Origin of the sequence: Pseudomonas sp. B21-051, from assembly GCF_024748795.1 — a bacterium.
In the GTDB taxonomy this organism is placed as follows: Bacteria; Pseudomonadota; Gammaproteobacteria; order Pseudomonadales; family Pseudomonadaceae; genus Aquipseudomonas; species Aquipseudomonas putida_A.
On the sequence record NZ_CP087166.1, the window covers coordinates 282,594 to 296,121 of the forward strand.

Consider the following 13,528-nt stretch of genomic DNA (forward strand, 5'->3'; position numbering starts at 1 on the left):
TCGCAGAACGGCAGCGGTTCAGGGCCAATTTCGAGCGGGCAAACATGCACAACATTCCTGGGGCGACACACAAACTGGCGCAGTCGATTCGCGCCGCTGGCTGGATTTTCACCGGGCTGGCGGTGTTGCCGCTGCCTAATGCTTTTGCTGCCGACAGCAGCGATCAGGAGCCGACCCTCAAGTCCGTCACGGTCACCGCCACCCGCCGCGAAGAGTCGCTGCAGAAGGTGCCGGTGGCAGTGTCGGTGATCGACGGCGAACAACTGGAGCGCGACAACCGCAACGGCGTGGCGAGCATCGTCCAGCAAGTGCCGTCGCTGAATTTCCGCACCGGTGCCTCGAACAAGGACACCTCGTTGTTCGTCCGTGGCGTCGGCACGATTTCCACCTCGCCCGGCGTCGAGCCAACGGTGGCCACGGTGATCGATGGCGTGGTCTATGCGCGTCCCGGTCAATCGACCCTCGACCTGCTGGATCTGGAGCGCGTCGAAGTGCTGCGTGGCCCGCAAGGCACGCTGTTCGGCAAGAACGCCTCGGCCGGTGTGCTCAACATCACCAGCAAGGCGCCAACCAACGAGACCCACGGCTACATCGACCAGTCGTACTACAGCGGTAACGAAAGCCGCACCCGCTTCGGCATTGGCGGTAGCCTGATTCCGGATACGTTGAAGGGCTCGATCAGCACTTTGGTCAGCAGCTACGACGGCAACGTCGACAACAAATACAACGGCCAGGAGGTCAACGGCTACAACCATCGCGGCGTGCGCGGCAAGCTTGAATTCACCCCGAATGACGACGTGACCTTCACCCTGATCGCCGACTACATGCAGTCCCACGACGACGGCCCCAACGGCGTCGTCAGCAAGTCGCTGACCCCGGCCTTCGCCAACGCGTTGAGCCCGGTCTACGCCAGCGGCCACAACCGCGACATCAACACCGACACCCGCAGCCACGTCGAGGACACCAACAAAGGCCTGTCCGGCCAGCTCGACTGGCAACTGGGTGATTACACCCTGACCTCGATCACCGCGTGGCGCGGCTGGGACAACACCCAATATCAGGATGGCGATCGGCTGAGCACGATCAGCGCAGCGTTTCCCGGCACCGCCGACAAGGGCGATCTGGCCTTCGATCAGTACTCGCAGGAGCTGCGCCTGGCCTCGCCGAGAGGTGAGTTCATCGAATACGTTGGCGGCCTGTTCTACATGCACGGCAAGGACGACGAGACCTATCAGCGCACCTTGACCACCACCACGCGCACCGACCGTGGCGTCGCCGATTACAGCACCACCAGCGACAGCTACGCCGCGTTCGGCGAAGCCACGCTGAACTTCACCTCGGACTTTCGTGGCATCGCCGGTCTGCGCTACACCCACGATGATCTTGAATACGATCACCGCCGCGTCTCGACCTCGGCGACCACGGTCAGTGGCATTCAACCGGCGACCAGCAGTTCCGGTTCGGTAGACGAGGACGGCTGGTCCGGTCGGCTCGGCGTGCAGTACGACCTCAGTGATGCCGTCACCACGTACCTGACCTACTCGCGCGGCTACAAAGGCCCGGCGTACAACGTGTTCTTCAACATGCAGCCGCGTGACACTGAAGCGCTGAAACCGGAAACCTCCAATACCTGGGAGGCGGGGATCAAGGCCACCAGCTGGAACAACCGGCTGACCACCAACCTCGCGGTGTTCCACAGCGATTACGACAACTACCAGGCGAATTTTTTCGACACCGTCGCCGGGCAAGTGGTGACGCGCCTGATCAACGCCGGCAGCGTCAGCACCGAAGGCGTCGAACTCGATTACGCCTTGCAGGCGACCCAGCAATTGAAGTTCTCCGGGGCGCTGGCCTACACCCGCGCGCGCATCGACCAATTCAGCTGCCCGGCAGGTGCGGCGGCGTCTTGCAACGTCAATGGCAAGCCATTGCCGTTCAGCCCGGACTGGAAAAGCTACGTGCGTGCCGACTACAGCATCCCGCTGGACAACGGCCTCGATATCGAACTCGGCACCGACTACAGCTGGCAGAGCGAAGTGCAGTACGACATCAGCCAGAACGCCGACACCAAGCAAGGCGCCTACGGCATCTGGAATGCCAGCGTCGCTCTCGCCGATTACAGCAACGGCTGGCGCGTGGCGCTGCTGGGCAAGAACCTCGCCGACAAGTCCTACTCACCGCTGCTGGCCAGCGGCGGCAGCTACATCTACCGCGCCGTGCCACGGGATGACGAGCGCTACTTCGGCGTGCAACTGCGCAAGGATTTCTGAGATGAGCAGACAACTGAAACTCGGCGCGTTTCTCATGGCCACCGGGCACCACGTCGCCGCGTGGCGTCACCCGCAAGTACCGGCCAATGCCGGGTTGGATTTCGCCCACTACAAGCGTCTGGCGCAGATTGCCGAGGCGGCCAAATTCGACACGCTGTTCGTCGCCGACAGCGTTGCCGCGCCGACCCAGGACATCGCCAGCCGCATGGCGCGCTCGGATCACTTCGAGCCGCTGACCTTGCTCTCGGCCCTGAGCGCGGTGACCGAGCGCATCGGCCTGATCGCCACGGCGACCACCAGCTACAACGAGCCGTATCACGTGGCGCGCAAATTCGCTTCGCTCGATCATCTGTCGGGCGGCCGTGCCGGGTGGAATCTGGTGACCTCGGACAACGCCGCTGAATCGCAGAATTTCGGTCGCGATGAACACATCGGTCACGCCGAACGCTACAGCCGCGCCCGCGAGTTTCATCAGGTGGTCACCGGGCTGTGGGACAGTTGGGAGGACGATGCCTTTGTCCGCGACAAGGCCAGTGGCGCCTATTACGACCCTGCGAAGTTGCACGTGCTGGATCACGTCGGCGAGCACTTTCGGGTGAAAGGCCCGCTGAACGTGGCGCGCTCGCCGCAGGGGCAACCGGTGATTGTGCAGGCCGGTTCATCCGAAACCGGGCGTGGACTGGCGGCGCAGACCGCTGAGGTGGTGTTCACCGCGCAGACTTCGCTGGCCGGCGCACAGGCGTTCTACGCCGACCTCAAGGGGCGTCTGGCCAAGTACGGACGCAGTGCCGATTCGCTGAAAATCATGCCGGGGGTGTTTGTCGTCGTCGGGCAGACAGAAGCCGAAGCGCAGGAAAAATGTGAAACGTTTCAGCAATTGGTCGAACCGGAGGTTGGCGTGGCGTTGCTTGGGCGTATGCTGGGCAACTTCGACTTGTCGAAGTACCCGCTGGACGGCCCGCTACCGGATTTGCCGCTGACCGACAGTGGCCAGCAGAGCCGGCAGAGATTGCTGACTGAACTGGCGGGGCGGGAGAATCTGACCCTCGCCGAATTGGGCCGCAGGATTGCCGGTGGGCGCGGGCATTACAGCCTGATCGGCACCCCGGTGCAGATCGCCGATCGCTTGCAGGAATGGTTCGAACAGGGCGCGGCAGACGGCTTCAACGTGCTGGTGCCGCACCTGCCGGGCGGGCTCGAAGATTTCGCCCATGGCGTGGTCCCGGAACTGCAACGGCGTGGTCTGTTCAGAACCGAGTATGAGGGCCGGACCTTGCGCGAGAACCTGGGCCTGGGCCGACCCGGCAATAGATTTGTGTAGCACCCTTCGCGAGCAGGCTCGCTCCCACATTTGGAATGCATTTACCTGTGGGAGCGAGCCCGCTCGCGAAGAAGTCGACACCTATTTCAAGACAGACAAGAGAGGATTCGATGACTTACACCGCTGCCGAAAACCGCTACGACTCCATCCCTTACCGCCGCGTCGGCCGCAGTGGTCTGGTACTGCCGGCGCTGTCGCTGGGCCTGTGGCACAACTTCGGCGACAGCACGCCGATCGACACCCAGCGCGCCCTGCTGCGCACCGCGTTCGACCTGGGCATCAACCACTTCGACCTGGCCAACAATTACGGCCCGCCGTACGGCAGCGCCGAGATCAATTTCGGTCGCCTGCTGCGTGAAGACTTCAAGCAGTACCGCGATGAACTGATTATCTCGAGCAAGGCCGGTTGGGACATGTGGCCCGGCCCTTATGGCCAGGGCGGCGGCTCGCGTAAATACGTGCTGGCCAGTCTGGACCAGAGCCTGCAGCGCCTCGGTCTGGACTACGTGGATATCTTCTATTCGCACCGCTTCGACCCGGACACCCCGCTGGAAGAAACCGCCAGCGCCCTCGCCACCGCCGTGCAACAGGGCAAGGCGCTGTATATCGGCATCTCGTCGTACTCCGGGGTGAAAACCCGCGAGATCGCCGCGCTGCTCAAGGAATGGAAGGTACCGCTGCTGATTCATCAGCCGGCGTACAACCTGCTCAATCGCTGGGTGGAAAAAGACCTGCTCGACACCACCGAAGAACTCGGCACTGGCGTGATCGCCTTCACCCCGCTGGCGCAAGGTCTGCTGACCGACAAGTACCTCAACGGCGTGCCGGTGGATGCGCGGGTCAATCGTCCGGGCGGTGGTTCGCTGCAGGCGTCGCATCTGTCCGAGGCCAACATCGCGCATGTGCGCGCACTGAACGAGATCGCCAAGCGTCGCGGCCAGAGTCTGGCGCAACTGGCGCTGGCCTGGACCCTGCGTGATCCGCGAGTGACCTCGGCGCTGATCGGCGCGAGCCGGCCGGAGCAGATCATCGAGAACGTCGGTGCGTTGAAGAATCTGAGTTTCAGTGCTGAGGAACTGGCGGAGATCGACCGGTTTGCCCAGGAGGGCGGGATCAATCTTTGGGAGAAGCCTTCGACGGCGGAGTAATCGGCAACGCAAAAGATCGCAGCCTGCGACAGCTCCTACAGAGGAACGCATTCCAATGTAGGAGCTGCCGCAGGCTGCGATCTTTTGCTTTTAAAAGTAAGGAACATCCCCCAACACCGTAGCCCGCTGCATCACCCGCCGCGCAGGCCGGTAATCATCCACCGCATAATGCTGGGTCACACGGTTGTCCCAAAACGCAATGTCGTCCTGCTGCCAGCGCCAGCGAATGGTGAACTCCGGCCGCGTTGCATGGGCGAACAGGAACTTCAGAATCGCCTCGCTCTCGCTGTCCGACAGCTCGTTGATCTTCGAGGTGAAGCCTTCGTTGACGAACAACGAACGGCGTCCGCTCACCGGGTGAGTGCGGATCACCGGGTGCGACAGCGGCGGATTCTTGCGCCTTGCTTCTTCCCACTGTGCCAGCGCTTCCGGCGTGTTGCCGTAGCGCTCCAGCGGAAACGAGCGAGTGAAATCGTGAGTTGCAGTCAACCCTTCGAGCAAGGTTTTCATCGGCGCCGACAGTGCTTCGTAAGAGGCAATCCCGCTGGCCCACAACGTATCGCCGCCGAACTCTGGCAGCAGTTTGGCGCTGAGCACCGCACCCATCGCCGGGGTCGGCAGGAAGGTCACGTCGGTGTGCCAGATCGCGTTGTCGCGCACGTCGGTGACGGCGGTGTCGAGGATCAGCACTTCGGGCTGCTCCGGCACGTTCGGGTAGATCGGGTGAATGTGCAGGTCGCCGAAGTACGCGGCGAAACGTGCCTGCTGCGAAGGCTCGATCGGCTGGTTACGGAAGAACAGCACCTGGTACTTGAGCAGCGCCTGCTCGATGGCGTCGCGCTGTTCCAGGTTCAACGGCTGGCTGACGTCGACGCCGCTGATCTGCGCGCCGAGGGCCGAGCTTAAGGGGGTGATGGTCAGGCTGCTCATGGTCTTTCTCTTCAATTCCGGGTAACCACGCCCCTGTAGGAGCTGCCGCAGGCTGCGATCTTTTGATCCTGATCTTTTAAAAATAAGATCAAAAGATCGCAGCCTGCGGCAGCTCCTACACGGGGCGATTCATAAATTATTCAGTGCGCCTGGCCGTGCCACGGCACCAGTTTGCGCTGCAGGGCACGCAGGCCCATTTCCATGGCGAAGGCGATCAGGGCGATCACCAGAATCCCCAGCACCACCACATCGGTGACCAGAAATTGCGCAGCCGACTGCACCATGAACCCCAAACCGCTGGTGGCGGCGATCAGTTCGGCGGCGACCAGGGTCGACCAGCCAACGCCCAGGCCAATGCGCACACCGGTGAGAATGTCCGGCAGGGCGCTCGGCAAAATGACATGGCGGATCAGTTGTGCGCGAGTGGCACCGAGCGACTGCGCAGCGCGCAATTTCGCCGGGTCTACAGTGCGCACACCTGTGGCTGTCGCGATGGCGATCGGCGCAAAAATCGCCAGGTAGATCAGCAGCACTTTCGACAACTCGCCGATGCCACACCAGATCACGATCAGCGGCAGATAAGCCAATGGCGGAATCGGCCGGTAGAACTCGATCAAAGGATCAAGCACACCACGGGCAATACGGTTGGCGCCGATGGCGATGCCCACCGGCACCGCGGTCAGAATCGCGAAACCGAGGCCCAGACCGATGCGGCTCAGGCTCGCGCCCAGGTGCTGCCACAGGGTCGAATCCATGTAACCGCTGGTCGCCAGCAACCAGCCTTTTTGCAGCACGGCGGACGGTGGTGGCAGGAACAGCGGTTCGATCAAACCGGTGGCAGTCACGGCCCACCAGATCACCAGTAACGCGAACAGGGTCAGCAGACTGATCCAGCGGGTGCTGAGGCTGCGCCGTACCGGAATCGCCACCGAAGGGCTTTTCACGACCGGGGCGGAAACGTCGTAACTGCTCATGCGCGCTCCTGCCGTTGTACGGCGCTGCGTTGCGAGAACACTTTGCTCAGCACGTGCTCGCGGGTTTCGATAAAACGCGGGTCGGATTTGATCGCCCGCGCGGACTCACCGGCAGCGTAGCGCTGACCGAAATCCAGGTGCAGACGCTCGACGATCTGCCCCGGATTCGGCGCCAGCAGAATCAGATCAGTGGCGAGGAATACCGCTTCTTCGATGTCGTGGGTAATCAGGAATACCGGTTTGGCAGTGCGCTGCCAGACTTGCAGCAACAGCTCCTGCATCTGCTCGCGGGTGAATGCGTCGAGGGCGCCGAAAGGTTCGTCCATCAGCAGCACGCGCGGGTCGGCAGCGAGGGCGCGGGCCAGGCCGACGCGTTGTTTCTGGCCTCCGGAGAGTTGCCAGATGCGGCGGCTTTCGAACCCCGAGAGATCAACCAGTGCGAGCATTTCCCGGGCGATCTTTTCACGTTTGTCTTTGGCGACACCCGCCAGCTCCAGACCGAAAGCCACGTTAGCCAACACATCCTGCCATGGCAGCAAAGCGTCATCCTGGAACACCACGCCGCGCTCGGCGCTCGGGCCTTTGACCGGCACGCCGTCGAGGGTGATGCGCCCGGCGCTGGGTTCGACGAAGCCGGCAATCAGATTCAACAGCGAAGTCTTGCCACTGCCGGACGGGCCGAGGGCGACCAGCAATTGCTGAGGCCCGAGGGTCAGGGAAATGTCCGCCAGTACCGGTTCCGGACTGCCGGGATACTGTGCGCTGATGCGCTCCAGCTGTAGCAAGGCCATCGCAGTTAACTCCCGATCAGTTGGTGATGTATTTGGCGCTGACGTACGGCGCGTAGTCCGGCAGTACGGCTTCGACCTTGCCTTGCTCCTTGAGGAACGCGGCGGTGTCGGTGATGGCTTTGGTGGTCGGCGCGCCGAGGGTGATCACCTGATCAGCCGCCAGCGGGTAGACGTTGCCCTGCAGCAGCAATGGAATGTCGCTGGCCTTGGCGCCGGAGAGTTTCACCAGTTTGTCGACGTGGGACGGATCGGCGAGCCAGGCTTTTGGATCCTTGCGATAATCGGCGTAGGCGTCGAGGGTGACCTTGGCGAACGCGGTGACGATTTCCGGGTGCTTCTCGGCGAAGTCCTTGCGCACGATCCACGCGTCAAAGGTCGGCGCGCCGAACTTGGCCAGTTCGCCGGAGGTGATCAGCACTTTGCCGTTTTCCTTGGCCACACCGAGGGCCGGATCCCACACGTAAGTGGCGTCGATATCACCGCGTTTCCACGCGGCGATGATCGCTGGCGGGGCGAGGTTGAGCACGGTGACTTTCGACGGATCGATGTTCCAGTGCTTCAACGCCGCGAGCAGGCTGTAGTGACCGGTGGACACGAACGGCACGGCGATTTTCTTGCCGACCAGATCCTGCGGGGTCTTGATCCCGGAACCGTCGCGGGCGACCAGTGCTTCGGCGGCGCCGATCTGGGTGGCGATGAGGAAGGTTTCCACCGGAACTTTGCGGGTGATCGCAGCGGTCAGCGGGCTGGAACCGAGATAGCCGATCTGTACGTCACCGGAAGCGATGGCGGCGATGATGTCGGCGCCGTTGTCGAACTTGCGCCAGCTGATGTCGGCCTTGGTGGCTTTCTCGTAGGCGCCATCGGCCTGGGCGACTTTTGCCGGGTCAACGGTGGTCTGGTAGGCGACGGTGAGGTCGGCGGCCTGCGCCAGAAAGCTCGCAGCAGCCAACGAGGCCACGGCCAGCAGGCGAAGCGGGAAATTCAGTTTCATGGGGGAGTGCTCCAAATCAGGCGACCGACGATCGGCGTGAAAGGAGACTAAATGATCTAAGAATCTAAAAATAAATAACTTTTTAGACTTAGCTTATGAGCGGAAAAATCTAAAGATCAAAAGATCGCAGCCTGCGGCAGCTCCTACATGGGATAGGCGTACACCCTGTAGGAGCTGCCGAAGGCTGCGATCTTTGTTACCGGCAACTCTTAATTACTGATCGCCAGAATGCTCGCCTGATACGACCCGACAAACACATCGAAATCGCCAACTTCGTTCTGCTCAAGCTCCGCCTGTTGCGCCAGCGACGAGCGCGCCAGCTCCTCGAACTTCGCCTGTTCATCAGCAGCCAACGGCTCGCTGCGGAAGAACTCGGCATGCGCCTGGCTCTGACGCAGGGAGAATTGCGCGAAGCTTTCCTTGTGCTCGGCCATGGCCGCCAGCACTTGGGCCGAAGGGGTCAGGGACGAATCCTTGACCTTGGCCAGTTGCGCGTCCAGCGCCTTGCTGTGTGCGTCGCCGCCATGGCTCTGATCGAGCAATGCCGCCAGCGGGGCGATTTTTTCCAGCAGCTCGGCTGCCCAGACCTTCAGCTCGACCGCTTCGCCGTCACGCTGCAATTGCAGGCCCGGACGGCGACCTTCCTTGACCACGCTGAGGAAGTTCGAGGTGGCGTTGCCGCAACTGTTGTTGGTCAGCAACGGGCTGTCGTTCAGCGCGCAGTACAGCAGGAACGCGTCGAGGAAGCGCGATTCGGTGACATCGATACCCATTGGCAGGAACGGGTTGATGTCCAGGCAACGCACTTCGACGTACTGAATGCCACGGGCCATCAGGGCCTGGATCGGCCGCTCGCCGGTGTAGGTCACGCGTTTCGGGCGGATGTTGGAGTAGTACTCGTTTTCGATCTGCAGGATGTTGGTGTTGAGCTGTACCCACTCGCCATCCTGGTGCGTGCCGACTTCCACGTACGGCGGGTATGGCGTGGCCACGGCCTTGCGCAGGCTGTCGGTGTAGCTCGCCAGATCGTTGTAGCACGGCGTCAGGCCGGCCTGGGCGTTGCTCTGGTAACCGAGGTCGCTCATGCGCAGGCTGGTGGCGTACGGCAGATACAGGGTGTCCGGATCCAGTTGTTCCAACTGGTGCGAACGGCCGCGCAGGAAGCCCGCGTCCAGCGCTGGCGAGGCACCGAACAGGTACATCAGCAGCCAGCTGTAGCGGCGGAAGTTGCGGATCAGCGCGATGTAGGACGACGACTGGAAATCGCGGTCGGTGCCGACGAAACCTTCGGCTTCGCGCAGCAGCGGCCAGAGCTTTTCCGGCAGGGAAAAGTTGTAGTGAATCCCGGCGATGCACTGCATGGTCTTGCCGTACCGCAGGGCCAGGCCCTTGCGGTAAACGTACTTGAGCTGACCGATGTTGGAGGTGCCGTAATAGGCGATCGGGATGTCTTCCTCGGCCGGCAACGGGCACGGCATCGATGGACTCCACAGGTACTCGTTGCCGAGCTTGCTGTAGGCAAAACGATGAATCTTGTCCAGGCTCGCCAGCGTATCGGCCGGATCGGGCAGGGCGGGGGTGATGAATTCCAGCAGCGACTCGGAGTAGTCGGTGGTGATCTGTTCATTGGTCAGCGCGGAACCCAAGGCTTCCGGGTGCGGCGTTTGCGCCAGACGACCTTCACTGGTCACGCGCAGGCATTCACGTTCGATACCGTGGAGGCACTGTTCGAGCAGAGAGAGGTTGGCGCGCTCGCCGAGCAGAGCCAGGCGGCGGTTGAGAAGTTCGCTCAATTTGGATTCCTTCACGCGTCAGTCGCCCCAATATGGGGGTGGGCAGGACGGTCTACAAGGGTGAAGTTGAAACTGGCGTTTTCGCCTGGTTTTTCTAGCCGGTCAGCCACACACATAAACTGTAGGAGCTGCCGCAGGCCGCGATCTTTTGATCTTGCTATTACAAACAAAGTCAAAAGATCGCAGCCTGCGGCAGCTCCTACAGGATTCATTGCGCCGAAATTAACTCAAATTGATGACCAGTAGCTACAGGACAGCGAACGTGCCTTGCGCTTTTGCGACCAGTTTGTCGCCCTGCATCACGTCGGCCTCGACCACCAGCGTGCGGCGGCCCGGGTGGATCACCCGCGCCGTGCACAGCACCTCGCCGTCGGATACGGCGCGGATGTAGTTGATCTTGCACTCGATGGTCGCGCTCTGCTGGTCGAAGCCGTGGGTGCTGGAACAGGCCAGCCCCATGGCGATATCGACCAGACTGAACAGCGCGCCACCGTGCAATTTGCCGCCGCGATTGCGCAGTTGTGGTTCCAGCACCAGGGCGACTTGCGCCACCCCGGTTTCCAGGCTGTGCAGGCGGCAGCCCAACAGCTTGAAAAACGCGCTCTCGACGAGCCCGGCCGGAATGTCCATCAGCGTTTCTTCAGCTGCTTGGCGTTAGCGAACAGCGAAGCCATGGCGTTGTTCACCGGAGCGGCTGTGGCCGTTTCCTTGCGTGGCGCGTTGTTGGACGACTGGCGCGGTGCCGAGCCCGGACGCGAACCACGGGCACCGTCGATTTTCTCGCCCGGGGTGTCGCTCATGCGCATCGACAGACCGACGCGTTTGCGCGGGATGTCGACTTCCATGACCTTCACCTTCACCACGTCACCGGCCTTCACCGCTTCGCGTGGGTCCTTGATGAACTTCTCCGACAGCGCCGAGATGTGCACCAGGCCGTCCTGATGCACGCCGATGTCGACGAACGCGCCGAACGCGGTCACGTTGGTGACGACGCCTTCGAGGATCATCCCCAGTTGCAGGTCTTTGAGGTCTTCGACGCCTTCCTGGAACTCGGCGGTCTTGAACTCCGGACGCGGGTCGCGGCCCGGTTTTTCCAGTTCTTGCAGAATGTCGGTAACGGTTGGCAGACCGAAGGTCTCGTCGGTGAACTTCTTCGGATCCAGACGCTTGAGGAACGCGGCGTCGCCGATCAGCGAGCGAATGTCGCGGTCGGTTTCAGCGGCAATGCGCTGCACCAGCGGATAGGCTTCCGGGTGAACAGCCGAAGAATCCAGCGGGTTGTCGCCGTTCATCACGCGCAGGAAACCTGCGGCCTGTTCGAAGGTTTTCTCGCCCAGACGCGCGACTTTCTTCAGCGCCGCACGGGTCTTGAATGCGCCGTGCTCGTCACGGTGAGCGACGATGTTCTGCGCCAAAGTCGCGTTGAGGCCGGAGATCCGCGCCAGCAAGGCTACCGAGGCGGTGTTCACATCGACGCCGACGGCGTTCACGCAGTCCTCGACCACTGCATCCAGACCACGCGCCAGTTTCAGCTGCGACACGTCGTGCTGGTACTGGCCGACACCGATGGATTTCGGATCGATCTTCACCAACTCGGCCAGCGGATCCTGCAAGCGGCGAGCGATCGACACCGCACCACGGATCGACACGTCCAGATCCGGGAATTCCTTGGCCGCCAGTTCCGACGCCGAGTACACCGATGCACCGGCTTCGGAGACCATGACCTTGGTCATCTTCATCGCTGGGTATTTTTTGATCAGCTCGATGGCCAGCTTGTCGGTTTCACGGCTGGCGGTGCCGTTGCCGATGGCGATCAGGTCAACCGAGTGCTTGGCGCACAGGGCGGCCAGAATGGCGATGGTCTGGTCCCACTTGTTGTGCGGCACGTGCGGGTAAACCGTGGCGTGATCGAGCAGCTTGCCAGTGGAGTCAACCACCGCGACTTTGCAGCCGGTACGCAGGCCCGGGTCGAGGCCCAGGGTGGCACGCGGGCCGGCCGGCGCGGCCAGCAGCAGGTCGTGCAGGTTGTGGGCGAAGACGTTGATCGCCTCGGTTTCGGCGCCGTCGCGCAGTTCGCCGAGCAGGTCGGTTTCCAGGTGGGTGTAGAGCTTGACCTTCCAGGTCCAGCGCACCACTTCACCGAGCCATTTGTCGGCCGGGCGGTTCTGGTTCTGGATGCCGAATTGCTGGCCGATCATGCCTTCACACGGGTGCATGGTGCCCGGCAGTTCGTCGCCGACCTTCAGCGCGGAGCTGAGGATGCCTTCGTTGCGGCCACGGAAAATCGCCAGTGCGCGGTGCGACGGCATGCTTTTCAGCGGCTCGTCGTGTTCGAAGTAGTCGCGGAACTTCGCGCCTTCTTCTTCCTTGCCGGCGATCACGCGGGCGCTGATGGTCGCTTCCTGCTTGAGGAAGTTGCGCAGCTTTTCCAGCAGGCTGGCGTCTTCGGCGAAACGCTCCATCAGGATGTACTTGGCGCCTTCCAGCGCAGCTTTCACGTCGGCTACGCCTTTCTCGGCGTCGACGAAGCGTGCGGCTTCGGTTTCTGGCGTCAGGCTCGGATCGTTGAACAGGCCGTCGGCCAGCTCGCCGAGGCCGGCTTCCAGGGCAATCTGGCCCTTGGTGCGGCGCTTCTGCTTGTACGGCAGGTACAAGTCTTCGAGGCGGGTCTTGGTGTCGGCGAGCTTGATGTCACGCTCAAGGGCCGGGGTGAGTTTGCCCTGCTCCTGGATGCTGGCGAGAATGCTGATGCGCCGTTCGTCGAGTTCTCGCAGATAACGCAGACGCTCTTCCAGGTGACGCAGTTGGGTGTCATCGAGGCTGCCGGTGACTTCTTTCCGGTAACGGGCGATGAAGGGAACGGTAGAGCCTTCATCGAGTAGCGCGACGGCCGCTTCGACCTGTTGCGGACGTACGCCGAGTTCCTCGGCGATGCGGCTGTTGATGCTGTCCATAAAACCACCTGACATATTGTGAAAGCAGGCTCGCAGGCACGGAAATAAAGGCCCGGAGTCTGGTTGAGCGGCTAGAAAATTGCCGCTGCCTGGGTCAAAAGGCACCCCATTGACCCGTGAAATCGAACAATTACTGCGGCCACCGGGAAAAAAGCCCGGCCACCTGCGGTAACGATTCAGACGTTGCCTGGCACAAAACGCCGCGCATTATAACCAGCGTTCTGTCATTCGGGGGTGTAGCAGTCTGTAGGCATAAACCCCGGTTTTCTGGCAGTGAAGGAAAAATCTGCTAACAATGCACACGGTGCGTATAACGGCAGCTACGCCATAATGCGCGCCGAGCTAAAAGGAGC

General features: G+C 62.0%; 10 protein-coding genes. 3 read left to right on the forward strand and 7 right to left on the reverse strand.

The window, feature by feature from the left end; translation table 11 throughout:
• Window positions 1-44: 44 nt before the first annotated feature.
• The 3 genes from LOY52_RS01245 to mgrA all read left to right on the forward strand — a co-directional run bounded on the left by LOY52_RS01245 (window position 45) and on the right by mgrA (window position 4,739).
• Complete coding sequence (locus tag LOY52_RS01245) at window positions 45-2,270, forward strand: TonB-dependent receptor (RefSeq protein WP_258677853.1); 2,226 nt, start codon at window positions 45-47, stop codon at window positions 2,268-2,270.
• 1 nt (window position 2,271) lies between these two features.
• On the forward strand, window positions 2,272-3,591 hold the full coding sequence (locus tag LOY52_RS01250; protein WP_258677855.1) for an LLM class flavin-dependent oxidoreductase: 1,320 nt from the start codon (window positions 2,272-2,274) through the stop codon (window positions 3,589-3,591).
• A 110-nt stretch (window positions 3,592-3,701) separates the two neighbouring features.
• On the forward strand, window positions 3,702-4,739 hold the full coding sequence (gene mgrA / locus LOY52_RS01255) for an L-glyceraldehyde 3-phosphate reductase (RefSeq protein WP_258677857.1): 1,038 nt from the start codon (window positions 3,702-3,704) through the stop codon (window positions 4,737-4,739).
• A 90-nt stretch (window positions 4,740-4,829) separates the two neighbouring features.
• Here the strand turns inward: mgrA and tauD are convergent, their stop codons facing one another.
• From tauD to LOY52_RS01290, 7 genes are all read right to left on the reverse strand, one after another.
• Window positions 4,830-5,669, reverse strand: a complete 840-nt coding sequence (gene tauD, locus LOY52_RS01260; RefSeq protein WP_258677858.1) for a taurine dioxygenase — start codon at window positions 5,667-5,669, stop codon at window positions 4,830-4,832.
• Between the two features lie 140 nt (window positions 5,670-5,809).
• A complete protein-coding gene (tauC, locus tag LOY52_RS01265) occupies window positions 5,810-6,643 on the reverse strand; it encodes a taurine ABC transporter permease TauC (RefSeq protein WP_258677860.1) in 834 nt (277 codons plus the stop codon).
• On the reverse strand, window positions 6,640-7,434 hold the full coding sequence (gene tauB, locus LOY52_RS01270; RefSeq protein WP_123585649.1) for a taurine ABC transporter ATP-binding subunit: 795 nt from the start codon (window positions 7,432-7,434) through the stop codon (window positions 6,640-6,642). The genes tauC and tauB overlap by 4 nt, the downstream gene beginning before the upstream one ends.
• Before the next feature lie 16 nt (window positions 7,435-7,450).
• Window positions 7,451-8,428, reverse strand: coding sequence for a taurine ABC transporter substrate-binding protein (gene tauA / locus LOY52_RS01275; RefSeq protein WP_258677863.1), 978 nt, complete (start codon window positions 8,426-8,428; stop codon window positions 7,451-7,453).
• 209 nt (window positions 8,429-8,637) lie between these two features.
• Window positions 8,638-10,221 carry a glutamate--cysteine ligase gene (gene gshA / locus LOY52_RS01280; RefSeq protein WP_258677866.1) on the reverse strand — a complete coding sequence of 528 codons (1,584 nt, stop codon included), beginning with the start codon at window positions 10,219-10,221 and terminating at the stop codon, window positions 8,638-8,640.
• 246 nt (window positions 10,222-10,467) lie between these two features.
• Window positions 10,468-10,851 (reverse strand): PaaI family thioesterase, encoded by a 384-nt coding sequence (locus LOY52_RS01285; RefSeq protein ID WP_096796732.1) that lies wholly within the window; start codon window positions 10,849-10,851, stop codon window positions 10,468-10,470.
• Entirely contained in the window at window positions 10,851-13,175 is a 2,325-nt protein-coding gene (locus LOY52_RS01290) for a Tex family protein (RefSeq protein ID WP_098966684.1), read from the reverse strand. The genes LOY52_RS01285 and LOY52_RS01290 overlap by 1 nt, the downstream gene beginning before the upstream one ends.
• Between the last annotated feature and the right edge of the window lie 353 nt (window positions 13,176-13,528).